27 protein-coding genes, 1 tRNA gene and 1 pseudogene are annotated in these 22,680 nt (G+C 69.2%); 8 read left to right on the top strand and 21 right to left on the bottom strand.

Features of this window, described 5'->3' with window-relative positions; translation table 11 throughout:
- Positions 1-91: 91 nt before the first annotated feature.
- On the top strand, positions 92-496 hold the full coding sequence (locus ACWCSV_RS24585; protein WP_451011491.1) for a pyridoxamine 5'-phosphate oxidase family protein: 405 nt from the start codon (positions 92-94) through the stop codon (positions 494-496).
- A gap of 115 nt (positions 497-611) precedes the next feature.
- Here ACWCSV_RS24585 and ACWCSV_RS24580 read toward each other — a convergent pair whose 3' ends face one another.
- Together ACWCSV_RS24580 and ACWCSV_RS24575 are read right to left on the bottom strand one after the other, a co-directional pair.
- On the bottom strand, positions 612-932 hold the full coding sequence (locus ACWCSV_RS24580) for a (2Fe-2S)-binding protein (RefSeq protein ID WP_275492963.1): 321 nt from the start codon (positions 930-932) through the stop codon (positions 612-614).
- A complete protein-coding gene (locus ACWCSV_RS24575; RefSeq protein ID WP_451145599.1) occupies positions 929-1,330 on the bottom strand; it encodes a hypothetical protein in 402 nt (133 codons plus the stop codon). Before ACWCSV_RS24575 ends, ACWCSV_RS24580 begins: the two co-directional genes overlap by 4 nt.
- 140 nt (positions 1,331-1,470) lie before the next feature.
- Here ACWCSV_RS24575 and ACWCSV_RS24570 point away from each other — a divergent pair, with 140 nt between their 5' ends.
- Positions 1,471-2,454, top strand: a complete 984-nt coding sequence (locus ACWCSV_RS24570) for a helix-turn-helix transcriptional regulator (protein ID WP_451145597.1) — start codon at positions 1,471-1,473, stop codon at positions 2,452-2,454.
- 106 nt (positions 2,455-2,560) lie between these two features.
- On the opposite strand, the gene ACWCSV_RS24565 is transcribed toward ACWCSV_RS24570, so the two are convergent.
- The 4 genes from ACWCSV_RS24565 to dnaK all read right to left on the bottom strand — a co-directional run bounded on the left by ACWCSV_RS24565 (position 2,561) and on the right by dnaK (position 6,862).
- A complete protein-coding gene (locus ACWCSV_RS24565) occupies positions 2,561-3,007 on the bottom strand; it encodes a heat shock protein transcriptional repressor HspR (RefSeq protein WP_451145595.1) in 447 nt (148 codons plus the stop codon).
- A 1-nt stretch (position 3,008) separates the two neighbouring features.
- The gene (dnaJ, locus tag ACWCSV_RS24560; protein WP_451145593.1) at positions 3,009-4,202 is read right to left on the bottom strand and encodes a molecular chaperone DnaJ; all 1,194 of its coding nucleotides are present in this window, start codon (positions 4,200-4,202) and stop codon (positions 3,009-3,011) included.
- Positions 4,203-4,376: 174 nt separating this feature from the next.
- Positions 4,377-5,015 carry a nucleotide exchange factor GrpE gene (grpE, locus tag ACWCSV_RS24555; RefSeq protein WP_327176989.1) on the bottom strand — a complete coding sequence of 213 codons (639 nt, stop codon included), beginning with the start codon at positions 5,013-5,015 and terminating at the stop codon, positions 4,377-4,379.
- Positions 5,012-6,862 (bottom strand): molecular chaperone DnaK, encoded by a 1,851-nt coding sequence (dnaK, locus tag ACWCSV_RS24550; protein WP_451145591.1) that lies wholly within the window; start codon positions 6,860-6,862, stop codon positions 5,012-5,014. The genes grpE and dnaK overlap by 4 nt, the downstream gene beginning before the upstream one ends.
- Before the next feature lie 592 nt (positions 6,863-7,454).
- Between dnaK and ACWCSV_RS24545 the strand changes: the two genes are divergently transcribed.
- The 3 genes from ACWCSV_RS24545 (at position 7,455) to ACWCSV_RS24535 (ending at position 11,681) form a co-directional block, all read left to right on the top strand.
- Positions 7,455-8,009: a sugar transferase gene (locus ACWCSV_RS24545; RefSeq protein ID WP_451145589.1), complete on the top strand. Its 555-nt coding sequence runs from the start codon at positions 7,455-7,457 to the stop codon at positions 8,007-8,009.
- A gap of 82 nt (positions 8,010-8,091) precedes the next feature.
- Positions 8,092-10,353 (top strand): (Fe-S)-binding protein, encoded by a 2,262-nt coding sequence (locus tag ACWCSV_RS24540; RefSeq protein ID WP_451145587.1) that lies wholly within the window; start codon positions 8,092-8,094, stop codon positions 10,351-10,353.
- Positions 10,354-10,718: 365 nt separating this feature from the next.
- A complete protein-coding gene (locus ACWCSV_RS24535; protein WP_451145585.1) occupies positions 10,719-11,681 on the top strand; it encodes a YIP1 family protein in 963 nt (320 codons plus the stop codon).
- A gap of 93 nt (positions 11,682-11,774) precedes the next feature.
- On the opposite strand, the gene ACWCSV_RS24530 is transcribed toward ACWCSV_RS24535, so the two are convergent.
- On the bottom strand, positions 11,775-12,278 hold the full coding sequence (locus tag ACWCSV_RS24530; RefSeq protein WP_387365824.1) for a phosphoribosyltransferase: 504 nt from the start codon (positions 12,276-12,278) through the stop codon (positions 11,775-11,777).
- 29 nt (positions 12,279-12,307) lie between these two features.
- A complete protein-coding gene (gene dcd, locus ACWCSV_RS24525) occupies positions 12,308-12,883 on the bottom strand; it encodes a dCTP deaminase (RefSeq protein WP_266706996.1) in 576 nt (191 codons plus the stop codon).
- Positions 12,884-13,571: 688 nt separating this feature from the next.
- Between dcd and ACWCSV_RS24520 the strand changes: the two genes are divergently transcribed.
- Positions 13,572-13,645 (top strand) — tRNA-Gly (locus ACWCSV_RS24520).
- Between the two features lie 69 nt (positions 13,646-13,714).
- Here the strand turns inward: ACWCSV_RS24520 and ACWCSV_RS24515 are convergent.
- The 13 genes and pseudogenes from ACWCSV_RS24515 to ACWCSV_RS24455 all read right to left on the bottom strand — a co-directional run bounded on the left by ACWCSV_RS24515 (position 13,715) and on the right by ACWCSV_RS24455 (position 20,950).
- Positions 13,715-14,860: a tyrosine-type recombinase/integrase gene (locus tag ACWCSV_RS24515; protein WP_451145582.1), complete on the bottom strand. Its 1,146-nt coding sequence runs from the start codon at positions 14,858-14,860 to the stop codon at positions 13,715-13,717.
- Positions 14,860-15,060 (bottom strand): excisionase family DNA-binding protein, encoded by a 201-nt coding sequence (locus ACWCSV_RS24510; RefSeq protein ID WP_451145580.1) that lies wholly within the window; start codon positions 15,058-15,060, stop codon positions 14,860-14,862. Before ACWCSV_RS24510 ends, ACWCSV_RS24515 begins: the two co-directional genes overlap by 1 nt.
- Before the next feature lie 2 nt (positions 15,061-15,062).
- The gene (gene repSA / locus ACWCSV_RS24505) at positions 15,063-16,463 is read right to left on the bottom strand and encodes a replication initiator protein RepSA (RefSeq protein ID WP_451145578.1); all 1,401 of its coding nucleotides are present in this window, start codon (positions 16,461-16,463) and stop codon (positions 15,063-15,065) included.
- Positions 16,460-16,636, bottom strand: coding sequence for a hypothetical protein (locus ACWCSV_RS24500; RefSeq protein WP_451145735.1), 177 nt, complete (start codon positions 16,634-16,636; stop codon positions 16,460-16,462). Before ACWCSV_RS24500 ends, repSA begins: the two co-directional genes overlap by 4 nt.
- Complete coding sequence (locus ACWCSV_RS24495; protein WP_451145576.1) at positions 16,633-16,815, bottom strand: hypothetical protein; 183 nt, start codon at positions 16,813-16,815, stop codon at positions 16,633-16,635. The genes ACWCSV_RS24500 and ACWCSV_RS24495 overlap by 4 nt, the downstream gene beginning before the upstream one ends.
- Before the next feature lie 92 nt (positions 16,816-16,907).
- Positions 16,908-17,468 (bottom strand): GGDEF domain-containing protein, encoded by a 561-nt coding sequence (locus ACWCSV_RS24490; protein ID WP_451145574.1) that lies wholly within the window; start codon positions 17,466-17,468, stop codon positions 16,908-16,910.
- 5 nt (positions 17,469-17,473) lie between these two features.
- Complete coding sequence (locus ACWCSV_RS24485) at positions 17,474-17,824, bottom strand: SpdD protein (RefSeq protein WP_451145572.1); 351 nt, start codon at positions 17,822-17,824, stop codon at positions 17,474-17,476.
- Between the two features lie 14 nt (positions 17,825-17,838).
- Positions 17,839-18,027: a mobile element transfer protein gene (locus ACWCSV_RS24480; RefSeq protein ID WP_451145570.1), complete on the bottom strand. Its 189-nt coding sequence runs from the start codon at positions 18,025-18,027 to the stop codon at positions 17,839-17,841.
- 3 nt (positions 18,028-18,030) lie between these two features.
- Positions 18,031-18,216, bottom strand: a complete 186-nt coding sequence (locus ACWCSV_RS24475; protein WP_451145568.1) for a hypothetical protein — start codon at positions 18,214-18,216, stop codon at positions 18,031-18,033.
- Positions 18,217-18,234: 18 nt separating this feature from the next.
- Positions 18,235-18,923: pseudogene (locus ACWCSV_RS24470) on the bottom strand (DUF2637 domain-containing protein).
- Positions 18,924-19,004: 81 nt separating this feature from the next.
- On the bottom strand, positions 19,005-19,178 hold the full coding sequence (locus tag ACWCSV_RS24465) for a hypothetical protein (RefSeq protein ID WP_451145566.1): 174 nt from the start codon (positions 19,176-19,178) through the stop codon (positions 19,005-19,007).
- A gap of 90 nt (positions 19,179-19,268) precedes the next feature.
- Entirely contained in the window at positions 19,269-20,618 is a 1,350-nt protein-coding gene (locus ACWCSV_RS24460; RefSeq protein WP_451145564.1) for an FtsK/SpoIIIE domain-containing protein, read from the bottom strand.
- Positions 20,619-20,620: 2 nt separating this feature from the next.
- Positions 20,621-20,950 (bottom strand): SCO3933 family regulatory protein, encoded by a 330-nt coding sequence (locus ACWCSV_RS24455; protein WP_451145562.1) that lies wholly within the window; start codon positions 20,948-20,950, stop codon positions 20,621-20,623.
- 160 nt (positions 20,951-21,110) lie between these two features.
- Between ACWCSV_RS24455 and ACWCSV_RS24450 the strand changes: the two genes are divergently transcribed.
- Together ACWCSV_RS24450 and ACWCSV_RS24445 are read left to right on the top strand one after the other, a co-directional pair.
- A complete protein-coding gene (locus ACWCSV_RS24450; RefSeq protein WP_451145560.1) occupies positions 21,111-21,905 on the top strand; it encodes a GntR family transcriptional regulator in 795 nt (264 codons plus the stop codon).
- A complete protein-coding gene (locus ACWCSV_RS24445) occupies positions 21,902-22,567 on the top strand; it encodes a YdcF family protein (RefSeq protein WP_451145558.1) in 666 nt (221 codons plus the stop codon). Before ACWCSV_RS24450 ends, ACWCSV_RS24445 begins: the two co-directional genes overlap by 4 nt.
- Positions 22,568-22,680 lie beyond the last annotated feature (113 nt).

Here is a 22,680-nt window from a genome sequence, read left to right as displayed (position 1 = left end):
GAGTCTATTCCACTCAAGCCTGGGATTCGAGCGGGCCGGGTCCGGCGAGGGCGCGGAAAGCGGATCGCGGTACGGCTCATACGCTTCGGCCATGGCCGTCGACGTACGCAACCCCAGCCCCGAGTACCTCGCCTTCTGGCGCGAGTACCACCTCTGCACCCTGACCACCCTGCGCCCGGACGGCACCCCGCACGTGGTGCCCGTCTGCGTGACGTACGACCCCGGGGCGGGGCTGGCCCGCATCATCACCGACGGCGGGAGCCGCAAGGTCGCCCACATCCGGGCGGCGGGACCGGAGGGCGCGCGGGTCGCGGTCTGCCAGATGCACCGCGCGCGCTGGGCGACGCTGGAGGGCCGCGCGACGATCCGTACGGAGCGGGAGGCCGTCGAGGACGCCGAACGGCGCCACACCGAGCGCTACGGACGCGAGCCGAGGGTCAACCCGACCCGTGTCGTCATCGAGATCGCCCTCGACCGGGCGCTGGGCCGGGCCTGACCGGGCGCCGGCGAAACGTCCCGGGGCAAGCACAACGGCGCCACCGTGTCAGGTCACGGTGGCGCCGCTGTGTGGGGGACAGCACTTGAGCGATGCTGTACTTCGGGGGAATCGCTCAAGCGCTTCGGGGGGTGGCGGAGATGGTCTCGGGGTCGAACAGTTCATGGTCGCGCTGGTCCAGATTGACGAAGATCATGCCGTACCGGACGGCGCAGCGGACGGGCTGTGGGGCGCCACGTGGCCTGCGCAGACAGCGGTAGGCGCGAATCTCTTCGCCCTCCTCCATCACGACGACTACAGGTTCACCGAGCAGGGTGACCATCAACGAGTCACCCGGGCCCGGCAGTGCGGTGAGCAGATCGACGAAGTGCCACCCCGAGCGATAGGCGGAGGCCATCTCGCGCCGGAAGATCCGGTCGTCCGGCGGGGTGGTCATGCGCCTACGGAGGCCGGAAGCGAGTCCCAGCCGATGTCACCCTGGACCTTGTTCAGCGAGTCCCAGCCGATGTCGGCCTGGACTGCGGCGAGCGAGTCCCAGCCGATGTCGCCCTGAGCCTTGTTCAACGAGTCCCAGCCGATGTCGCCCTGGCCCTTGCCCGGCACGGGCCAGCCGATGTCCGCCTGGACCGCTGCGAGCGAGTCCCAGCCGATGTCGCCCTGGACCTTGTTCAACGAGTCCCAGCCGATGTCACCGGGCGTCGCCCGGGCTTCGTCGTCCCAGCCAATGTCCCCCGGGACAGCAGCCGCCTCACCGTCCCAGCCGATGTCGCCCGCGCCCAACAGCCCAAAACCCAAGGCCGCGACGAACGAGGCGGCAAGCACCGAGCGAAGCATTCGCTTATCCATAGTCGGCTTCGTCCTCACTTGTGGATTCATCTCCCCCGCTCCTAAGACGATGTCTCACGCGACCCTGTGAACACCACAGAGTCGATGCATCATGTTCTTGCATGTTCAGGAACCTGGGGGGTGGAGAAATGATCACAAGCGACACAAAAAAGACACATCCTCATGGGATCACCGAACTGTGTGAGGACGGAAAGCGCCTCTATTCGGGCGCACTGCGCTCCGGACGCATCGCGCGCGACGAGGTCGAACCCGCGCCGTGCCTCATGGAGTTCGCCCTGCTGCACGCTGATCCCGACGACCCGAACTGGCTGCGGCCCGTACCGCCGTCCACCGCCCTCGCGCAGCACGTGAACCCCCTGGAGCGCGAGATACAGGAGCGCAGACGGCACTCGGTCCGGCTCGCCCAGTCCTTCCAGCCCTTCATGGAGATCAGCGCACAGGGGCCGCCGGCCACCCACGCCATCACCGTGCTGGAGGGCGTGAACCGTATCAACGGCGCCCTGGACATCGCCACCGCGGAGTGCCGCACCGAGGTCCTCACCATCCAGCCCGGCGGCGGCCGGAACGAGGACCGGCTGGGCAAGGCGCTGGAGCGCGGCCTCTCCGTCGTGGACCGCGGCATCCGGATGCGGACGCTGTACCAGCACACGGTCCGCTACAGCCCCAGCACCCTGGCCTACGCGGAACGCATCGCCGACGTGAACGTGGAGATCAGGACGTCCGAAGAACTCATCGAGCGCCTCATCGTCTTCGACCGCACCGTCGCGTTCATCCCGGCCCAGGACGACCGCCAAGTGGCCCTGGAACTGCGCCACCCGGGGCTTGTCGCCTATCTCGCGTCGGTCTTCGAGAAGTTCTGGACCCGCGCCACCCCGCTGCTGGAGGAGGTCCGGTACGAGCCGACGCCGGACGGCATCAGCGCCGTCCAGCGCTCCATCGCCCACCTCCTCGTCGAGGGGCACGTGGACGACTCGATCGCGCGCCGGCTCGGGATGAACGTACGCACCTGCCGCGCGCACATCGCCAAGCTCGCCGCCACCCTCGGCAGCAGCAGCCGCGCCCAACTCGGCTTCCTGATCGCCCAGTCGGGCATCCTCAACGAGGACGACTGACGGCCGGCTCCGCACGGCACACCCCGCACGAAGGAAGGGCCCGCTCCCGGCGATCACCGGAAGGCGGGCCCCACGCGCGGGACGGGCGGCACGCGCCCGTCCGGCGTCAGTCCTTCGGCCGCTTGGGCCGCCAGACGACCAGCGCACTGGTCTGCTGCACGTCCTGGTACGGCACGAGGTCGCGCCGGTACGAGGCGTGCACCTGGGCCTCGGCCTGCCGCATGGCGACCGCCGCCCCGTCCACCGCGTCGGACAGCTCGACGACGCGCTGCTGGAGCGCGGCGACCTGGTTCTCCAGCTCGATGATGCGCTTGATGCCGGCCAGGTTGATGCCCTCGTCCTGGGACAACTGCTGGACGTTGCGCAGCAGTTCGATGTCACGGGCCGAGTAACGCCGCCCGCGCCCGGCCGTGCGGTCCGGGGAGACCAGGCCGAGGCGGTCGTACTGACGGAGCGTCTGCGGGTGCAGGCCCGAGAGCTGGGCCGCGATCGAGATCACGTACACCGGGGTCTCATCGGTCAGTTCGTACGGATTACGTCGGCGGCCGTCCATCTCAAGCTCCCTTCGCGGCCTGGAACAGGTCGGCCCGCGGGTCCTGGGCCGCGGTCGCCTTGCGGTAGGCCTCCAGCGCTTCTCTGGCTTCGTCGCCCAGCTCGGTGGGGACCGCGACCTCCACGGTGACGAGCAGGTCGCCCCGGGTGCCGTCCTTGCGCACGGCGCCCTTGCCACGGGCGCGCATCGTACGCCCGTTCGGGGTACCGGCGGGGATCTTGAGGGTGACCGGAGGGCCACCGAGCGTGGGCACCTTCACCTCGCCGCCGAGCGCCGCCTCGGGGAAGGTGACGGGCACGGTGACCGTGAGGTTGTCGCCCTTGCGGCCGAAGACCGGGTGCGCGTCGACGTGGACGGCGACGTAGAGGTCGCCGGCCGGACCGCCGCGCTCGCCCTGGCCGCCCTTGCCGCGCAGCCGGATGCGCTGCCCGTCGGAGACGCCCGCCGGGATGCGGACCTGCATGGTGCGGGCGGACTTGGCGCGTCCGCTGCCCTTGCAGACCTCGCAGGGGTTCTCGGCGATCAGGCCGCGGCCCTTGCAGTCCACGCACGGGTCGGTGAGCGAGAACCCGCCACCGCTGCCGCGCGAGACCTGTCCCGTACCGACGCAGGTCGGGCAGACCCGCGGGGTGCCGTTCTTGTCACCGGTGCCGGAGCACGCCTTGCAGGGTGCCTGGCTGGACATCCGCAGCGGGACCGTGGCCCCGTCGACGGCCTCGGTGAAGCTGAGCGTCACCTCGGTCTCGATGTCCTGGCCCCGGCGCGGCTGCACCCGGGTACCGGCGCCACCGCCGCCGCGGTTGAACAGCCCGCCGAACACGTCGCCGAGGCCGCCCCCGCCGCCGAAGCCGCCGCCGCCCTGGCCCGCACCGCCCTGGGCACCTCCGAAGAGGTCGCCCAGGTCGAAGCCGCCGGGGAAACCGCCCCCGGCACCGGGACCGGGCCGGAACCCGCCGTTGCCGAAGAGGGCGCGCGCCTCGTCGTACTCCTTGCGCCGCTTGGCGTCCCCGAGGACGTCGTTCGCCTCGGAGATCTCCTTGAAGCGCTCCTCGGCCTTGGCGTCGCTCTTGTTGGCGTCCGGGTGGAACTCGCGGGCGAGCTTCCGGTACGCCTTCTTGATCTCGGCGTCGGTGGCGTCCTTCGGGACGCCGAGGACCTTGTAGTAGTCCTTCTCGACGAAGTCCTTCGTGCTCATCGACGTCCCTCCTTCCGGACGATCGGCCGTGGGCCTCTCGCGTACGACAGGTCCGGCTCACGGGGAGCGCGGTCGCTCCCCGGTCCACGCCGGTTCCTGTGAACGGCCCTGGCGGCCGGCCCTGGGGCCGGCCGCCCGGCCGGTCGGTGTGCGACCGGGTGATCCGACGTGGTGTCAGACCTCCGTAGGTCCACCGCTCTCCTCGTCGTCTGCCTTCTCTTCCTTCGCCGCGGCGGGCGTGGCGCCCGGCTGCGGCTCCGCGACGGCCACCCGCGCGGGGCGGATGGTGCGCTCCCCGAAGCGGTACCCCGGCTGCAGGATCGCCACGCAGGTCGTCTCCGTGACGTCCGGCGCGTAGCTGTGCATCAGGGCTTCGTGGATCGTCGGGTCGAAGGGCTCGCCCTCCTCGCCGAACTGCTGGAGACCCAGCTTGGTGACGATCGACTCCAGGGAGTCGGCCACCGACTTGAAGCCTCCGACGAGCTCACCGTGCTCGCGGGCCCGGCCGACGTCGTCGAGGACGGGGAGGAGCTCGGTCAGGAGGTTCGCCGAGGCGATCTCCTTCACCGTGACCCGGTCCCGCTCGACGCGGCGACGGTAGTTCTGGTACTCGGCCTGAAGGCGCTGGAGGTCCGCGGTGCGCTCGGCGAGCGCCGTGCGTACCTGGTCCAGCTGCGCGGTCAGACCTGCGGTCTGGTCAGCGTCCCCGGCCGGGGCCGCCTCCTCGGAGGCGGCCTTCGGCTCGGCGTCGTCGTCGGTGGCGCCGGAGGGGACGTCGGGCTTCTCCTCGAAACCCGGGGTCTCCTCCGTCACACCGCACCGCCCTTGCTGTCCTTCTCGTCGTCCACGATCTCGGCGTCGACGACGTCGTCGTCGGCCGGACGGGCCTGCTCGGCACCGGGCTCACCGGCGGCCGCACCATCGGCCTGGGTGTTGGCGTACATCGCCTGGCCCAGCTTCTGGGAGACGGCGGCGACCTTCTCGGTGGCCGTACGGATCTCGGCGGTGTCCTCGCCCTTGAGCTTCTCCTTCAGCTCGCCGATCGCGGTCTCCACCTCCGTCTTGACGTCGCCGGGGACCTTGTCCTCGTTGTCCTTGAGGAACTTCTCCGTCTGGTAGACGAGCTGCTCGCCCTGGTTGCGCGACTCGGCGGCCTCACGGCGACGGTGGTCCTCGTCGGCGTACTGCTCGGCCTCTTCGCGCATCCGGTTGACCTCGTCCTTCGGCAGCGAGGAGCCACCGGTGACGGTCATCTTCTGCTCCTTGCCGGTGCCGAGGTCCTTGGCTCCGACGTGCATGATGCCGTTGGCGTCGATGTCGAAGGTGACCTCGATCTGCGGCACCCCGCGCGGGGCCGGCGGCAGGCCCGTCAGCTCGAACATCCCGAGCTTCTTGTTGTACGCCGCGATCTCGCGCTCGCCCTGGTAGACCTGGATCTGCACGGAGGGCTGGTTGTCCTCGGCGGTGGTGAAGATCTCGGACCGCTTGGTCGGGATCGTCGTGTTCCGCTCGATGAGCTTGGTCATGATGCCGCCCTTGGTCTCGATACCGAGGGACAGCGGGGTGACGTCGAGGAGCAGGACGTCCTTGACCTCACCCTTCAGGACACCGGCCTGGAGCGAGGCGCCGATGGCGACGACCTCGTCCGGGTTCACGCCCTTGTTGGCGTCCTGGCCACCGGTCAGCTCCTTGACGAGCTCGGCGACGGCCGGCATACGGGTCGAGCCTCCGACGAGAACGACGTGGTCGATCTCGGAGAGCGCGATGCCCGCGTCCTTGATGACGTTGTGGAACGGGCTCTTGCACCGGTCCAGCAGGTCGGCGGTCAGCTGCTGGAACTGCGAGCGCGTGAGCTTCTCGTCCAGGTGCAGCGGACCCTCGGCGGACGCCGTGATGTAGGGCAGGTTGATCGTGGTCTCGGTCGAGGACGAGAGCTCGATCTTCGCCTTCTCCGCGGCTTCGCGGAGACGCTGGAGAGCCATCTTGTCCTTGGACAGGTCCACGCCGTGGCCGTTGGCGAACTGCTTCACCAGGTGGTCGACGACGCGCTGGTCCCAGTCGTCACCACCGAGGTGGTTGTCACCGTTGGTGGCCTTCACCTCGACGACGCCGTCACCGATCTCCAGGAGCGACACGTCGAAGGTGCCGCCACCGAGGTCGAAGACGAGGATCGTCTGGTCGTCCTTGTCCAGGCCGTACGCCAGCGCGGCGGCGGTCGGCTCGTTGACGATGCGCAGGACGTTGAGGCCCGCGATCTCACCGGCCTCCTTCGTCGCCTGGCGCTCGGAGTCGTTGAAGTACGCCGGGACGGTGATGACCGCGTCGGTCACCTTCTCGCCCAGGTACGCCTCGGCGTCGCGCTTCAGCTTCTGCAGGATGAAGGCGCTCATCTGCTGCGGGTTGAAGGACTTGCCGTCGAGGTCGATCTTCCAGTCAGTGCCCATGTGGCGCTTGACCGAGCGGATGGTCCTGTCGACGTTGGTGACGGCCTGACGCTTGGCCACCTCGCCGACGAGCACCTCGCCGTTCTTCGCGAAGGCGACGACGGACGGCGTGGTCCTGGCGCCTTCGGCGTTGGTGATGACGGTGGGCTCGCCGCCTTCGAGAACGCTGACGACGGAGTTAGTCGTGCCCAGGTCGATGCCGACCGCACGTGCCATTTCGATTCCTCCTGAAGAACTACTTGAGCGGATCTGACTCAAGGATGCATGACACCCGCCAAAGAGTCAACAGACCTGAGTCATGCAGACTCAACTTAAGTGCCGATGCCCCACGCCATACGGTAAATGCGCAGCTCAACGCGGGTACGTACCCCTCCGGCGCTCCGGGCGAACACCCCACACGCCCCGGCCGCCGCACGGCTCCGCCCCTCGTCACCACCACGGCCCCGCCCCTCGACCGCATCGGACACGACCCGGGCGAGACACGCAGAACGCGGTGCGCGCCACTCCCCCCGTCCCACCATCGCACCGTGGGATTGTTCTGTCACAAAATGCCGTGAGCCGGTCAAAACGCACCGGCCCCGGACCACCCCACCGAACTCCGAAACCCCGGGCGGGCGCGATGCGGAACGCGAGGCAGCGGCGCTACAGACAGAGCGGCGGCGCATGGTGGCAGTCACTCCAGCCGGTCCGGCCCCCGAGGCGGCCGGCACCGTGGCGGCGGAGGCCCGCAGCCACCCCGGCGAGCGGCACGGGACGACCGCCGGACCCGACCCTGCCCCCCGCCGGAGGGGCCAAACGACTCCTGGACGTGACCCTCGGCTCGGCCCTGCTGCTCCTCGCGGCCCCCGTCCTGCTGGCCGCCGCCCTCGCCCTCGCCGTACGGCACGGCCCGCACCAGGTGGTCGACGGGCGCACCCGGGCCGGGCTCGGCGGGCGGCCGTTCGTCCTGCGTTCGCTGCGCACCCGGCGGCTGCGGCTCGACGCGGTCTCCCGGCTGGTGCACGTCGTACGCGGAGAGCTGTCGCTCGTCGGTCCGGCGCCGCTCGCGCCGGACGACCCCCGGCTCCTGGACGGCGGGCCGCGCCGCTGGCGGCTGGAGCTGCGCCCCGGGCTGACCGGGCTCGCGCAGGTGCGCGCCCGGTCCGGGATGCCCTGGGACGAGACGGCCCTGCTCGACCTGCACTACGCCCAGACCCTGGCCCGGAGCCGTACCGAAATCCAGCGAATCGGGCTCGACCTGGCAATCCTGGCGGAATCCGTGCACACTCCTGTGCGCGCGACCCTCCGCGGAACGACCCGGCGGGCCAAGGGTGGCCTGAGCGACACAGATCACCGCTTGCCCGGCTACAGCCCACTGGAATAAGTGGATAGGGTCAGCACAGACTGATTAAGTTACTGCTTAGTAGTGTCAAAATCCCACCCTCGCAGGCCCGAGGAGCCCCTACATGCAACTCGCCGCGATCATCGTGTCGCTGGTGCTGACCGTGGTCGGCGTTGCGCTCATTTCCCGAGCCGTCGCGCAGATCTACCGGTTCGTCCGCCTCGGACAGCCGGTCCCCGCGGGCAGCCGCACCGACAACCCCAAGAACCGCACGATCACCCTGGCCAAGGAGTTCGTCGGCCACACCCGGATGAACCGGTGGGGCATCGTCGGCGTCGCGCACTGGTTCGTCGCCGTCGGCTTCCTGACCCTTGGTCTGACCATCGTCACGGCCTACGGACAGCTGTTCAAGGCCGACTGGGTGCTCCCGGTCCTCGGCGGCTGGCTGCCGTACGAGGCGTACACGGAGTTCATCGCGCTCGCGACCACGGTGGGCATCCTCGTCCTCATCGCGATCCGCCAGCTCAACCTGCCGAGCCGTCCGGGCCGCAAGTCCCGCTTCGCGGGATCCAAGATGGGCCAGGCGTACTTCGTCGAGGCGGTCATCCTCGTCATCGGCCTCGCGATCATGACCCTGCGCGGACTCGAGGGCGCCCTGCACCACGTGGACGGCTACGAGGCCGCGTACTTCGCCTCGTACCCCCTGGTCGCCGCCTTCAAGGGGCTGAGCCTCTCCACGCTGCAGAACCTCGTCTACCTCACCGCGATGATCAAGCTCGGCGTCACCATGGGCTGGGCGATCACCGTCGGACTCAACACCAACATGGGTGTCGCCTGGCACCGCTTCCTCGCCTTCCCGAACATCTGGTTCAAGCGGAACGCGGACGGAGCCGTCGCGCTCGGCGAGCTCAAGCCGATGACCAGCGGCGGCAAGGAGATCGACTTCGAGGACCCGGGCGAGGACGACGTCTTCGGCGTCTCCCAGGTCGAGCAGTTCTCCTGGAAGGGCATCCTCGACTTCTCCACCTGCACCGAGTGCGGCCGCTGCCAGTCGCAGTGCCCCGCCTGGAACACCGGCAAGCCGCTCTCCCCGAAGCTCCTCATCATGTCCCTGCGCGACCACGCGCACGCCAAGGCGCCGTACCTGCTGGCCGGCGGCGGCAAGGACATGGAGGGCAACGAGAAGGCCACCGAGGAGCAGCTCAAGGACGTCCCGGCGGCGGCTCTCGCCGAGGCCGAGCGCCCGCTGATCGGCACCGCCGAGGAGAACGGCGTCATCGACCCGGACGTCCTCTGGTCCTGCACCACCTGCGGTGCCTGCGTCGAGCAGTGCCCGGTCGACATCGAGCACATCGACCACATCGTCGACATGCGCCGCTACCAGGTGATGATCGAGTCCGCGTTCCCGTCCGAGGCGGGCACGATGCTCAAGAACCTGGAGAAGAAGGGCAACCCCTGGGGGCTCGCCAAGAAGCAGCGCGTCGAGTGGACCAAGGAGGTCGACTTCGAGGTCCCGATCGTCGGCAAGGACGTCGAGGACCTCACCGAGGTCGACTACCTCTACTGGGTCGGCTGCGCCGGCGCCCTGGAGGACCGGGCGAAGAAGACCACCAAGGCCTTCGCCGAGCTGCTCCACATCGCGGGCGTGAAGTTCGCGATCATGGGCGGCGACGAGAAGTGCACCGGTGACTCCGCCCGCCGCCTCGGCAACGAGCCGCTCTTCCAGCAGCTCGGCCAGGAGAACGTCGCGATGCTGAACATGGCGTTCGGCGAGGACGACGACGACGACTCGACCAAGAAGGCGAAGGCGACGAAGAAGATCGTCGCCACCTGTCCGCACTGCTTCAACACCATCGCCAACGAGTACCCGCAGCTCGGCGGCGAGTACGAGGTCATCCACCACACCCAGCTGCTCCAGCACCTGGTGGACGAGGGCAAGCTCGTCCCGGTGACCCCGGTCGAGGGCCTGATCACCTACCACGACCCCTGCTACCTGGGCCGGCACAACAAGGTCTACACACCGCCGCGCGAGATCATCAAGAGCGTTCCGGGCCTGCGGAACGAGGAGATGCACCGTCACAAGGAGCGCGGCTTCTGCTGCGGCGCCGGCGGCGCGCGGATGTGGATGGAGGAGCGGATCGGCAAGCGCATCAACAACGAGCGCGTCGACGAAGCCCTCTCCCTCAACCCGGACATCGTCTCGACGGCCTGCCCGTTCTGCCTCGTCATGCTGACCGACTCGGTCAACGGCAAGAAGAACGACGGCAAGGCCAAGGAGTCGATCCAGGTCGTCGACGTCTCGCAGCTCCTCCTGGAGTCCGTGAAGAAGCCCGTCGAGCCGGAGCCGGAGCCCCAGCCGGAACCCGAGCCGGAACCGGCCGCGTAACCACCCCGCACAGGGAGCACCCAGCACGGGGGACTCAGCCACAGGGGACTCAGCACAGGGGACTCAGCACGGGGGCACCCAGCACAGGGGAACGCGCCACCCGCACCACCCGCACGGCGAGAAGCGGTCGGACCTGCCTCGGGGGCAGGACCGGCCGCTTCTCGCGTACCACCCCGCGATTCCACCCGTACGGGCATCCGATTTCACCCGTACCAGTGCCCGGCTTCACCCGTGCCGGTATCCACTTTCACCCGTACGGGGAGGCATACGGAAACCCGTACGGGATGTCACAGCTCAGCCGCAAAGCCGTCCCGGTCCCCCCGCCCCCTCACTGGGCGCCCCGCGGACCAGGTACGTTCGATCACGTGGCTGGATTCAGGATCGGACGCGGCCGGGACAACCGCACCCCGCAACAACCGCAGCAAGCGCGAAACCCGCAGCAGCGGCAGTCGTACGGAGGGCAGGCACCACAGCCCCCGTACGGCGGTCAGCAGTGGCCGCAGGCGGGCGGCAACCCCGCCCCGCCGCAGTACGGCGCGCCACGCGCGACCCCGTACGGCAACGGCAGCGGCGGGTACACCTCCGCGCCCCGCGGCAACGACGGACGCGGGCAGCAGCCGGGCGGGCACGGTGAGCCGGAGTACTTCGGCGACCCGTACCAGGAGCCCCCGCGCCACGACCCGTACGCCAACAACCCCGGGCACACGCAGGCGTTCAGCGTCGGCGACGACCCGTACACCGACGGCGGCACCTACCAGGCGGGCAACGCCCCGGCCCAGCCGGCCGGCCCCCGCCTGGGATGGAAGGACCTGCTCTCCGGGATCGTGCTGCGGCCCGGCGCGACGTTCTGGCAGATGCGGGACTACCCCGTCTGGGGCCCTGCCCTGATCGTCACCTTCGTCTACGGGCTGCTGGCGCTGTTCGGCTTCGACCAGGCCCGCGAAGAGGCCATCAACGCCACCATCTCCACCGCCGTGCCGTACGTCCTCTTCACCGGCGTCGGCTTCGTCATCGGTGGCCTGGTCCTCGGCGCGGTGACCCACACCCTGGCCCGCCAGCTGGGCGGCGACGGAGCCTGGCAGCCCACCGTGGGCCTCTCCATGCTGATCATGTCGATCACCGACGCCCCGCGGCTGCTCTTCGCCCTCTTCCTGGGCGGCGAGAACTCGTTCGTCCAGATCGTCGGCTGGATCACCCTGCTGGCCGCCGGAGCGCTCTTCACCTCGATGGTGAGCAAGTCCCACGACCTGCCGTGGCCCAAGGCCCTGGGCGCCTCGGCGATCCAGCTGATCGGCCTGCTCTCCATCCTCAAGCTCGGCACCATCTGAGCCGCGTCACGCGTACGACGAAGGGCCCGGACCGCTGCTCAGCGGTCCGGGCCCTTCGTCATGCGTGGCGACTCCTCAGGAGTGGCGACTCCCTCAGGAGTCGAGGACCTGCCCCGTACGCCGTACCACGGGCTTCTCGACGCTCCACGGGAAGTTGATCCACCGGTCGGTCTTCTTCCACACGTACTCGCACTTCACGAGCGACTGCGGCTTCTCGTAGATGACCGCGCTGCGCACCTCGGCGACGTGGTCCAGGCAGAAGTCGCGGACCAGCTTCAGCGTCTTCCCGGTGTCGGCGACGTCGTCGGCGATCAGGACCTTCTTGCGCGTGAAGTCCACGACGTTCGGGACGGGCGCCAGCATGACCGGCATCTCCAGGGTGGTGCCCACGCCGGTGTAGAACTCCACGTTCACCAGGTGGATGTTCTTGCAGTCCAGCGCGTACGCCAGACCGCCGGCCACGAACACACCGCCCCGCGCGATGCTCAGCACCACGTCGGGCTCGAACCCGTCGTCGGCGACCGCCTGAGCGAGCTCGCGCACGGCGAGCCCGAACCCCTCGTAGGTCAGGTTCTCCCGGTCCTCGGCAGCTGCCATGCCCGTCACCTCGGCGTCCTTCGTGCGTGTCAGACCTGGGTCCGGTGGAAGTTCAGGTACGAACGCGAAGCCGTCGGGCCGCGCTGCCCCTGGTAACGGGAGCCGTACCGCTCCGAACCGTAGGGGAACTCCGACGGCGAGGTCAGCCGGAACATGCACAGCTGCCCGATCTTCATCCCCGGCCACAGCTTTATCGGGAGCGTCGCCAGATTCGACAGCTCCAGCGTCACGTGCCCCGAGAACCCGGGGTCGATGAACCCGGCGGTGGAGTGCGTCACCAGCCCGAGCCGCCCGAGCGAGCTCTTGCCCTCCAGCCGCGAGGCCAGGTCGTCGGGCAGCGTGATGACCTCGTACGTCGACGCGAGCACGAACTCACCGGGGTGCAGGATGAACGGCTCGTCCCCCTCCGGCTCGACCGTGCGGGTCAGGTCGGGCTGCTCGACGGCGGGGTCGATGTGGGGGTAGCGGTGGTTCTCGAACACCCGGAAGTAGCGGTCCAGCCGCACATCGATGCTCGAAGGCTGAACCATCGACGGATCGAACGGGTCGATACGGACCCGACCGCTGTCGATCTCGTTCCGGAGGTCTTTGTCAGAGAGAAGCACGATCCGAGGATACGCAGAACGCGCGAGCCCGCCCCAACCGGACCGCACCCGCGCGCCTGCCCTCACCTCCGGTGACGGCCACCGGTGACGACCTCCGCCGCCCTCCGCCGCCCTCCGCTAAGCCTTTCGGATACCGGTACCTCTTCCGGCTACCGTCTCGACGCCGCTACCGGCACCGAGCTCCTCAGCCGCGCACACCGCGGGCACCGGATCAGCCGCCCGGGCCCGATCCGGTCCGTCCCGAGCTGCTGCATCGGGAACGACGAGGTGGCGAACACATGCCCCTCCGCACAACGGACGACGGTGCCCTCCACCGACTCCACCGCCCTGAGCGACAGCTCCGCCTGCACCGGTGACTCCACTGCCTTCAACGACTCCATCAAGTCCCTTCCCCAACCAGCCGGCCTCGAACGAGAAACCCACACATTAGGGGATGAACAGGACCCACTCCACCCGCCGCTCCACACGGCGGCCCACACACGGTTCCCCGCGGTTCCACACGCGGCTCCGCTCCAACCTACGCCCCCAACTCCCGCCCCCCGCACCCCCGTCACCCCCACCCCCGGAACCACCCACCCCACACCCCGACAAGCCCCCCGAAACACCGAAAGGGCCCGCGACGAATTCGCCGGGGCCCTGCCATGAGGTACAGTGTGCGAGCATGCACAGCCGATCATCGGCGCGCTACGCGGGTGTAGTTTAATGGTAGAACATGAGCTTCCCAAGCTCAGAGCGCGAGTTCGATTCTCGTCACCCGCTCCACTAGAAAGCCCCAGGCCAACAGCCCGGGGCTTCCTTGTTGTCTAGACCACTTAATAGCTCTCGTGCCCGTTACGTGCCCGATGGCGGTTGGGCCGGCTCAGCCCGCGCCTTCAGCCGCTCTGCCTGAACGTGGGCGTCAATGCCGCTCGCCACTTCCTTCTGGCGCTCGGTGTCGGAGTGCTGGTACATCATGGCCGCCTTCTCCGAGGACTGGCCGGCTCGAACCATCGTGTCTCGGAGAGTCGCCCCCGAGCGGGTTGAGAGCGTGTGACCGGTGTGGCGAAGATCGTAGAAGCGGAAATTGTCGGGCAGCCCCACCGACGAGCGCGCCTGTCGCCACTTCCGTCCGAAGGTAGATCGGCGGAACGGCTTGCCCCGCTCCCCCACGAACAACAGACCGTCCGCGCCCTTCTCGGCATACCAATCGAGGTGGCGCCTCAAGTCTTTTTCCATGAAGGGCGGCAGAACTAGGAAGCGGCGGCCGGCTGCCGACTTGGTGTCGCCGGGCGCGCGGCGGCCGGTGGTCAGTTCAGGCTCTGCCGTGCGAATCCAGACGCCGACGTTCTCCAGATCCACATCCGGCCGGCGCATCGCCGCTTGCTCCTCGGGGCGGGCGGGACCATACGCGGCGATGTAGATCATGAGCCGCCACCGCGGTCCCATCGCGTCTGCGAGAGCATCGACCTGCGCAACGCTCGCGGTGGGCCGTTCCTCGGCCGACTCCTTACCCGCCCCCTTGATTCGGCACGGATTCCTGCGGATCAGCTCATCATCAACGGCCGTCTCCATGATGGCCTTGAGCAGCCTGTACGACTTCGCAACGGTGGTGGGGGCTTCCGTCGCCTTCAGTCGCTCACTGCGCCAGGTCCGTACGGCGGGCGGGCTGATCGCGTCGAGGTCGCTGCCTCCGAAGGAAGGAAGGATGTGGAGCCGGAGCAGCCGCCGGTACAACTCATCCGTGGTTGCGGCCAAACCTCGCTCTTCCACCCACCGGAGCGCGAAGTCCCCGAAGTTCACCGCGCCAGCATCCGGATCTCGCCAGCATCCGGACCGGACTTCGCTCTGCCGTTCAGCCAACCAATCGTCCGCATCCCTCTTCGTGCGGAACGTCTGAGGTGCAGGGCGGTCAATGCCGTCAGGTCCCAGGTACCGAGCCTGATAGCGGCCAGAGGGAAGCCTGCGGACACGGCCAAATTGCCGCTTCTTGGCCGCCATCAGACAACACTCCGAAGACGTCGAGTAGGCGTCACGGTGTGCGCGGCGATGAACGCTTCAACGACGCCCTCGGCGATCCGAACATGTCGGCCCACCTTCACGTACTCGATGCGCCGTTCCGCCACCAGCCGCCGAGGGAAACGCACGGTCGTCCCCAGCCGATCGGCAACTTGTTCCACAGTCAGCAGTCGTTCTGCCATGGTCACCACTCCTCTTCGGTGGACGCTTCGAGTTCTGCGCGGTGTTCGCGGACGGTGTCGCGGTTGTGCTGGATGTCGCGGTGGATGTTGGCGGCGAGCCAGGATTCGCCGGGGGTGTGGCCGTGGCCGGCGTAGGCCCAGTGGGCGAGGGTGAGCGTGGTGGCTTCCGGGTGGTCGTCCAGGTTCGGGAGGCCGAGGGCTTCGCGTTGTTGGGCGGTGCGGTAGTCGGCGCGGACCTGTCGGAGGGCTCCGAGGGTGGTGGAGTACGCGCGGGATTTGGTGGAGAAGTGGCCGCGGAAGCCGAGCATGTGGGCCCAGTCGCGGAGCTTGCGGTCCGGGTAGGCGTGATGGAGGTCAAGGCACGCTTCGATTAGCCGGCGCGGGTGCTCGGGGACGTCGAGGAGGACGAGGGCTTCCTTGTTTCCGATGCGGTGGTCGACGGTCCCGGTCGTCTCTGCTGCTTTGGTGGCGTACTTGGCGACGTAGGAGGCGACGGCTTGTTCGGTGAGGTCTTCGCCGTTGCCGAAGGCGGCGATGGGCTGGACGTCGAGTTGGGTGCCCCAGCGCAGGACCCAGCCGGGGAAGCCGGCTTCCTCGTGGGAGGGGACGGTGAGTTCGACCCGGTTGGCGGCGGCGCGGATCGCGTCGTCCAGGAGGGTGTGGGTGGCCCAGGCAGGTGGGGGTGTGTCCGGGCCGTCGGGTCCGTCGAAGCGGATCACGGCGTGGAAGTGGACCGCTCCGCGCTTCTGGTACTCGGCGACCTTCCCGAAGGAGAGCCGGGACTGTTCCCGGGCGGCTTTCTGGGTGAGGCCGGCGCGGCGGGCGATTTCGCGGCGGAGGTAGATCGTGAAGTAGCGCCACAGGTCGGAGGCGTGGTTGTTCCACAGCACCGCGCCGGCGTAGTCGTACGTGGTCCGGTCGAGCGGGGTCCCGAGCTCCTCGGCGTCGTCGGTGTGGCGGGTGCCGCAGCGGCAGGGCCGGTTCCCGGGGCGGTTGTGGACCGGGCCGAACGACGGGGCGGTGAGGGTGGCGAAGACGCGGGGGTGTTCGCGGACCGTGTGGGGGGTGCCCTTGGTGGGGTCGCCGGTGAGGCCGGCGCGGATGAGGTGGTAGGTGTCGCCGGCGTAGGTCCAGGCGCAGGCGGGGCAGCGGGAGGCGCGGCGGTTGCCGCAGGCGATCCGGAGCCGCCCGCCGGGTTCGTTGTCGGTCGTGTAGTGGTGGAGCAGGGTGCCGGTGGTGCGGTCGATGGTCTTGGTGGCGCCGGTGAGGTGGATGGGTTGGGCGCATCCTCCGGTGCGGCGGAGTTGTTCGGTGAGGCGGTCGAAGCCGGGGGACCCGGCCACCCTCAGCACGTCGGCGAGGGTGGTCGGGTCCAGGCCCGCCGCGGTGGCGGGGTTGGTCACCGGTTCTCCTTGGGCGGGTGGTTGTCGATCCACTCCTCGGCGCACACCTTGTGGACGGGCTTGCCGCGGTCGGAGCGGAGCGGGGTGGGCTTGTCGCACAGCACGCAGGGCTTGTCGCCGGAGGCGTCGAAGTGCTTCTTGTCGGACCAGTCGAGGAGGGCCATGGGGCTCACGCCCCGACGCGGGTGTAGGCGCGGGCGGGGGTGGTGTGGCCGGTGCCGTGGCAGGCGGGGCAGTCGGCGGTGATGGTGCGGCGCTCGCCGTCCGGGGTGGTCTGGCCGGTGGTGACCGCGACGGTGGGGAAGCCGTCGCAGTGGGCGCAGATGGGCCGGGGCCGGGTGTTCTCGGGCATGATGGGTCTTCCCTTTCGGGTCCTTTGGATCAGGGATGGGTGGGGCTCCCGGGGCGGCGGAAACTTGGCGGTTGAGGCCGCCCCGGGGGCCGTTAAGAGCGAGTGCGCGGGGTGTTGTTGCGCCGGCCGTGGCCCTTGGCCGCGTACATCGCGGTGTCGGCGGCGGCGAGAGCGTCGGTCAAGGTCCGTACGGGCAGATCGGCGACGGAGCAGAAGCCGACCGACGCGGACACGGGAATGACTTGGCCGCGGTAGATGACCGGCTGTCGGAGCGCGTGGTCCAGTGCGGCGGTGCCGGGGTGGTTGGTGGAGTCCGGGACGAGGGCGGCGAATTCGTCGCCTCCGAGCCGGGCCGTGAGGGCGTTGTCGGCCGCCCAGTGGGCGAGGCGTTCGGCGGTGGCGGCGATGACTGCGTCGCCGGCGAGGTGGCCGTGGGTGTCGTTGATGGCCTTGAAGTCGTTCAGGTCCACCAGGAAGGCCATGGCGTGGGGTGCGCGGGCGACGATGCGTTCGGCGCGGGCGGTGAAGCCGGCCCGGGTGTGGAGTCCGGTGAGCGGGTCGCGGCGGGCGGCGGACAGTCGGCGGGTCAGGACGCTGCTGTGGAAGGCCCAGCCGAAGGCGGGTAACGCCGCCGCCATATTGATCAGGTCCATGTCAATCACTGGCCCTTGCGGGAATCGTTGAGCATGAGGCGCAGGACGACCGCGAGGAGCGCGAGGGAGCCGGCGGTGATGGCGACCGCGAGGAGCATCGAGACGAGGACTGCGCCGACGACGAGGACCGCGGCCGTGCCGCCGGCAACGGCGACGACGAGGGCGCCGGGGGTGAGCTGCACGCTGGGGCGGCCGACCGGGGCCGGCGCCGGGGTGGAGGTCGGGGCCGGGGTGGCGGGGGTGTGGTGGCAGTCGCAGACCGGGGCCGGGGGGTGGACGAGGCCGGTGAGCGGGCGGACGAGGGTGGTGTCCGGGGTCGGTGCGGTGTCGGGGGTCGGGTACTTGGGGGTGAACATGTCGTTCTCTCCTCTCAGATGGTGCAGCGGTGGGTGCGGGCGGCGAGTTCGGCGGCGGGCCGGCTGGTGTAGTCGGCGGAGAAGTTGCAGGCGGGGGCGGTGCAGGCGGCGGTGTGCTTGGTGCGGCCCCGGCCGTCGTAGTGCGTGCCGACCCGGACGGGGCCGATGCGGATCACGTCGGTGAAGCGGTTCGGACGCGGCATAGGTCAGCCCTCCCGGCGGAGGCTGTCGCCGGTGAACTCGGCGCGGATGCGGGCGGCTTCGGTCGGGTCGGTGGTGCGGTCGGCAGCCTCCTCGGCGAGAAGCCGGGCGAGGGTGGGACGGCCGGAGTCGGCCATCTCGCGGGCGGCGTCGAGGTAGTCCGCCGGGCGGTTGAAGTTGAGCAGGGCCATGGGCTTTGTCCCTTCTGATCAGGCGAGTTGGGCGTTGATGGCGTCAGCGAGCGGTGCGGGGACGCCGAGGCGCAGGCGGAGCGTGGCCAGGTCGATGCGGTCGCCGGTCGAGGCGCGGTGGCTGTCGGCGACCTTCTTGGCGTGGTCGAGCAGTGCCGGCGGAACCGACACCGCAGGCACCGAAACCGCGACCGGAACCGGAGCCGCGACAGGGGCGGGTCGGGGGCCGGGGGAAGTTCCGGGGCAGGTTCCGGGACCCGTTCCACCGTCACCTCGTGGGTGTCCGGGACCGGCGCGGGCTCTGGGGCGTCCAGAGGTACAGCGGCCGGGGGTGCCGGTTCGGGGGTGGTGGGGGTGTGGGCGAGGAGGGTTCCGCCGAGGAAGGCGAGGGCGGGCCAGCCGGCAACGAGGATGCGGAGCCAGGCCGGAACGTTGCCGAGGTCGAGGAGGCCGGCGGTGGCGATGTTCGCGCCGAGGGACGCCGCGAGGGCGATGACGAACCAGACCCACGCCGGCCGGTTGTCGCTGGTGGTCCGCATGCGGCGCCAGGCGGCAACGAGAAGCAGATCCACGCTGATCGGGTAGGCCCAGGCTTTCCAGCCGTCCTGGCCGGCCGCGGAGGCGAGGTCGTGCAGGTGGGAGAAGGACAAGGCGCCGGCGATGAACGCCTGGATCAGAACAGCGTCGGGGCGGAGTTTGCGGGGCATCGGGTCACCTCCTTTCGGGAGGTTGGGCCGGGGCCGGGCGGGATGTGGTGGTCACCGCCCGGCACCCGGAGCGCGAGGGGGTCAGGCGTTGGGGTCGGTGCCGGTGCCGAAGCAGTTGAGGCAGAGGCCGTCCTGCTGGCCGACCGTGCGGCGCTTGCGGCCGACGCGCACCGTGATCGGCACGTTTCCGGTGCCGCCGCAGGGCTGACACGGGGCGGGAGTGGTCTTCGGCGGGGTGGTGGTCCGTTTGGCCATGACGAGGGGCCTTTCGGGTTCAGGCATGGGAGGGGTAGGGACCCGGCGCGAAGACGGTCACGCCAACCGGCGAAGCAGGAGGAGGGGGTGCTACTCGGTGACCGGCACCGGGGCGACCAGCGGAGCCGGGACGCCGGGGGCGGTGGGGACGACCGGGCGGAACGCGGCGAGCGCGGGGATGAGCGGGGTGAGGTGTGCGTACTCGCGGCAGGTGGCAACCGCTTCGGCGGGGGTCATGGCGGGGGTGCGGATGCGGGACCAGCCGCCGGAGGCATCGCCGGCCACGGCCACACCGGGACGGTCCGGCGGGATCATCGTCACCGCGGCCACCGCGTCCGGGGCGATGTCGCCAAGGCCCATGTCGGCGGTCTGCTTGTCGTTGACCCGGTGGACCACGCGGCCGGTGAGCTGGGCGCGGAGCATCGTGGCGCCCTTGCCGAGCTCGGAGCCAAAGCGCTGCCCGCAGATTTCCAGGTAGATGCCGACCGCACGGGCCATCTGCGCGAGCCGCACCAGGTGCATGACCATCCGGTCCCGGCGCTCTTCGTCCTTCTTTGCCGCGGTGAGGAAGAGTTCGGCGACCTCGTCCACGAGGACGACCAGCGGCACTGGCCGGACCTTGACGGGCAGGTCCCACAGGTCGGAGACACCGTGCGCGCTCAGGGTGTCGAAGCGCGCTTCCATCTCCCGGACCAGGGCTTCCAGGAGTTCGGCTGCTTCGTCCGGCGTGACCGCGAGGGCGGAGAGGCGGGGTGCGTAGCCGCGCTGTTCGACGCCGCGCTTGCAGTCGATTCCGACCAGGCCCACGGGGAGTTTGGCGAGACCGGCTATCAGGTTGCGCTGGAACATCGATTTGCCCGACTGGTTCGCGCCCAACGTCAGGGAGTGCGGGACCTTCTTGTAGTCGCGGACGAACGGGGTTCCGTCCTCCCGGACCGCGACCGGCACGACCAGTGGACCCGACAGCGTGCGGGGGAGCCGGCGGGGCATCTTCACCCGCCACAGCACGTCGTACCCGGTCATCCGCAGTTCCACGAACCCCGGCTTGGTCTCCACCACGTGCACGGAGTGAACGCCCCAGGCGTGGCGCAGCCGCTCCGAGGCGGCGGCGACGTCGGCGGGTTCCAGTCCGGCGGGCAGGCGGAGGGTGGCGCGCATACCGGTGGACGAGGCGCGGACCTTGCGCACCTTCGGCGGGACCGGCTGCACATCAGGGCGGCGGGCCACGTTGCGGACCATGAACGCCCGCAGGCGGGACGGCTGCACCGTCAGCCCGCACACGTCCATCGTCGAGTGGTACGTGGCGGCGAACCGGACCCGGGCGACCGGCAGACCGACCAGCGACCAATACACGCGCGGAGCGCGGACCTTCGCGTAGCCGAGACCGCCGGCGGCGGATAAAGCTCCGGCCGCTTCGATCACCGTGGACACGTCCGCCATGATCAGACACCCGCCGTGATGGCGACCGCGCGGAAGCTGATGCCGTGACGGGTCTGGCCGTTGAACGTGTTCTCCCAGTCCCGGGCCTTGAGGCCGATGACCGTGACCATCGTGCCCGGGATCAGGTTCTCCGGGACCCCCGTGCTCGGCACCGTCACCTGATACAGGTTGCCCTCCCCCTCGTCCGAGATCAGCAGGCCCACCGTCGCGAGCGGGGCACCGGTCTCCCGGTCCATCGCGATCTCACCGGTCTGCTTGCTCACGAGCTTCGGCGTCGGGGGCGTCGCCACGAACACGACAGCGGTCGAAACATCGATCTTGAACGACGGCATCTGAAACTCCCTAGATTGACGTGGAGCAGCCCAACGAGCCCCTCCGGCGACTCGCTGTCCTAGGACTGCGAACCGCTAAGCAAGATGATGGCTCGTAGTCCTGGGACTGTCAACAGTCCTGGGACTGTGTTTGACTTGGTTCCGACGAGAGGAGTTCGGGATGGCGCCCAAGTGGCGAGAGCTGGCAGACGAGCTGGCCGAACAGATCAGGCGTGGTGACTACACCCCCGGGGAGCGACTTCCGCACATCCGGAAGCTGGTGGAGGAGGGCAGGGGCTCCAAGTCCACCGTGCATGCCGCCTTCAAGGCTCTCGAAGCCGAAGGCCTGGTCACTTCATCCCGCGGTCACGGCACGGTCGTACGCGAACAGGTTCCTCTCAAACGACTCGGCATCTCTCGGTACGACAAGGCAAAGTGGCGCGATGGCGACGAAGTGGCTTTCATTGCAGACCGTGTGGCAAGTGGGCGCGCCTACCGCCGGAATGAGCAGACGCAGACCGTCAGTCGCGTAGAGGCTCCCCCCGCCGTCTCGGAAGCGCACGGCTTGCCTGCGGGAGCTGACGTGTACGCGCGTGCTCGGCTCGTCAAGGAAGGCGAGCAGCCAACTCACACCCTGACGAGCTACTACCGACCCGAACACGTCGAGGGAACCCGCATCGTTGACCCGACCCCCGGACCCGCCGGCAGAGGCGGAGGCTTCCGGGTGCTCTTCGACGCCGGGTACGAGATCGACCACATGAAAGAGCGAATCTTCGCTCGGGCTGCCACGGCAGACGAGTTGAAGCTTCTCCAGCTGCCGCCAGGCGAGCCCGTAGTTGAACTGCACCGGACGACGTACACAGCCGACGGGACCGTAGTGGAGTTCGCCATTGGGGTGCACGCGGCATCGCGTTTCGCCTGGGAATACGAGTTCCAGGTGCCTGACTCGGCAGCGGACGTGGAAGGCTCGAAGTGATCTCGACGCAGGATTGGGCCGATGCCCAGCTCATTTGGGACTACCACCAGATGGGCCACAGCCTCAAACGCTGCTCCGTTGCCATTGGGCTCGGTAGTCATGACCTTGGAGTGGCCGACACGTCCGCAGACCTGTACCAACGCGGGTACGTGCCTCTAGTGCTGTTCACAGGAGCCACGAGCCCCACGACCCGGGAGCGAATGCCCCGCGGTGAAGCCGTCCACTACCGAGAGCGGGCAGTCGAATTGGGTGTCCCCAGCTCGGCCGTTCTTGTGGAGCCGAGGGCGCGCAACACGGGGGAGAACATCCGCTTCTCGCGGGAAGTGTTGGAGGGGGCCGGCGTCGAGGTGGCCTCTGTCTTGCTGATCAGCAAGCCGTACGAGGAGCGACGGGCGTACGCCACCGCCCGCAAGCTGTGGTCTGAGGTGGAGTTCGTCAGCGCTTCAACGCCAATGACTCTAGACGAGTACGTGGACTCCATCGGTGACGCACGTCTGGTGATCGACATGCTCACGGGCGCATTGCAGCGGCTGATGGTTTACCCGGACCAGGGATTCATGATCCGCCAGCCCGTACCCGCCGACGTGGCCAAGGCCTACCAGCGACTTTGCCGAGCCGGATTCACCAGCCGTCTCCTGGCGACCGAAGCACCCTCTGCTTGATTGGTACCGAGAGCTGTTACAGGTTTCTCTACCTCATCAAGGCCCCCGGCTGCGCTCCGCTCCGCCGGGCGCGCTCCCGGCTCTGGCCGCGCCCGCGCTCCTGCCTCCGGCCC

It is taken from the genome of Streptomyces sp. NPDC001770, from assembly GCF_053596135.1.
The sequence above is the reverse complement of the archived record's forward strand: the minus strand, read 5'-3'. Positions and strand labels throughout refer to the sequence as shown.

Bases quoted from the DNA above. Each gene is read 5' to 3' on its own strand.
- ACWCSV_RS24485 (WP_451145572.1), bottom strand. From the start codon at position 17,824: ATGTTCACCCCCAAGTACCCGACCCCCGACACCGCACCGACCCCGGAC.
- ACWCSV_RS24570 (WP_451145597.1), top strand. From the start codon at position 1,471: ATGATCACAAGCGACACAAAAAAGACACATCCTCATGGGATCACCGAA.
- ACWCSV_RS24495 (WP_451145576.1), bottom strand. From the start codon at position 16,815: ATGCCCGAGAACACCCGGCCCCGGCCCATCTGCGCCCACTGCGACGGC.
- dnaK (WP_451145591.1), bottom strand. From the start codon at position 6,862: ATGGCACGTGCGGTCGGCATCGACCTGGGCACGACTAACTCCGTCGTC.
- ACWCSV_RS24460 (WP_451145564.1), bottom strand. From the start codon at position 20,618: ATGGCGGACGTGTCCACGGTGATCGAAGCGGCCGGAGCTTTATCCGCC.
- ACWCSV_RS24575 (WP_451145599.1), bottom strand. From the start codon at position 1,330: ATGCTTCGCTCGGTGCTTGCCGCCTCGTTCGTCGCGGCCTTGGGTTTT.
- dnaJ (WP_451145593.1), bottom strand. From the start codon at position 4,202: ATGAGCACGAAGGACTTCGTCGAGAAGGACTACTACAAGGTCCTCGGC.
- ACWCSV_RS24450 (WP_451145560.1), top strand. From the start codon at position 21,111: ATGGCGCCCAAGTGGCGAGAGCTGGCAGACGAGCTGGCCGAACAGATC.
- ACWCSV_RS24490 (WP_451145574.1), bottom strand. From the start codon at position 17,468: ATGGACCTGATCAATATGGCGGCGGCGTTACCCGCCTTCGGCTGGGCC.
- ACWCSV_RS24475 (WP_451145568.1), bottom strand. From the start codon at position 18,216: ATGGCCCTGCTCAACTTCAACCGCCCGGCGGACTACCTCGACGCCGCC.
- ACWCSV_RS24540 (WP_451145587.1), top strand. From the start codon at position 8,092: ATGCAACTCGCCGCGATCATCGTGTCGCTGGTGCTGACCGTGGTCGGC.
- ACWCSV_RS24530 (WP_387365824.1), bottom strand. From the start codon at position 12,278: ATGGCAGCTGCCGAGGACCGGGAGAACCTGACCTACGAGGGGTTCGGG.
- ACWCSV_RS24480 (WP_451145570.1), bottom strand. From the start codon at position 18,027: ATGCCGCGTCCGAACCGCTTCACCGACGTGATCCGCATCGGCCCCGTC.
- ACWCSV_RS24585 (WP_451011491.1), top strand. From the start codon at position 92: ATGGCCGTCGACGTACGCAACCCCAGCCCCGAGTACCTCGCCTTCTGG.
- ACWCSV_RS24565 (WP_451145595.1), bottom strand. From the start codon at position 3,007: ATGGACGGCCGCCGACGTAATCCGTACGAACTGACCGATGAGACCCCG.
- ACWCSV_RS24515 (WP_451145582.1), bottom strand. From the start codon at position 14,860: ATGGCGGCCAAGAAGCGGCAATTTGGCCGTGTCCGCAGGCTTCCCTCT.
- ACWCSV_RS24455 (WP_451145562.1), bottom strand. From the start codon at position 20,950: ATGCCGTCGTTCAAGATCGATGTTTCGACCGCTGTCGTGTTCGTGGCG.
- ACWCSV_RS24580 (WP_275492963.1), bottom strand. From the start codon at position 932: ATGACCACCCCGCCGGACGACCGGATCTTCCGGCGCGAGATGGCCTCC.
- ACWCSV_RS24510 (WP_451145580.1), bottom strand. From the start codon at position 15,060: ATGGCAGAACGACTGCTGACTGTGGAACAAGTTGCCGATCGGCTGGGG.
- ACWCSV_RS24465 (WP_451145566.1), bottom strand. From the start codon at position 19,178: ATGGCCAAACGGACCACCACCCCGCCGAAGACCACTCCCGCCCCGTGT.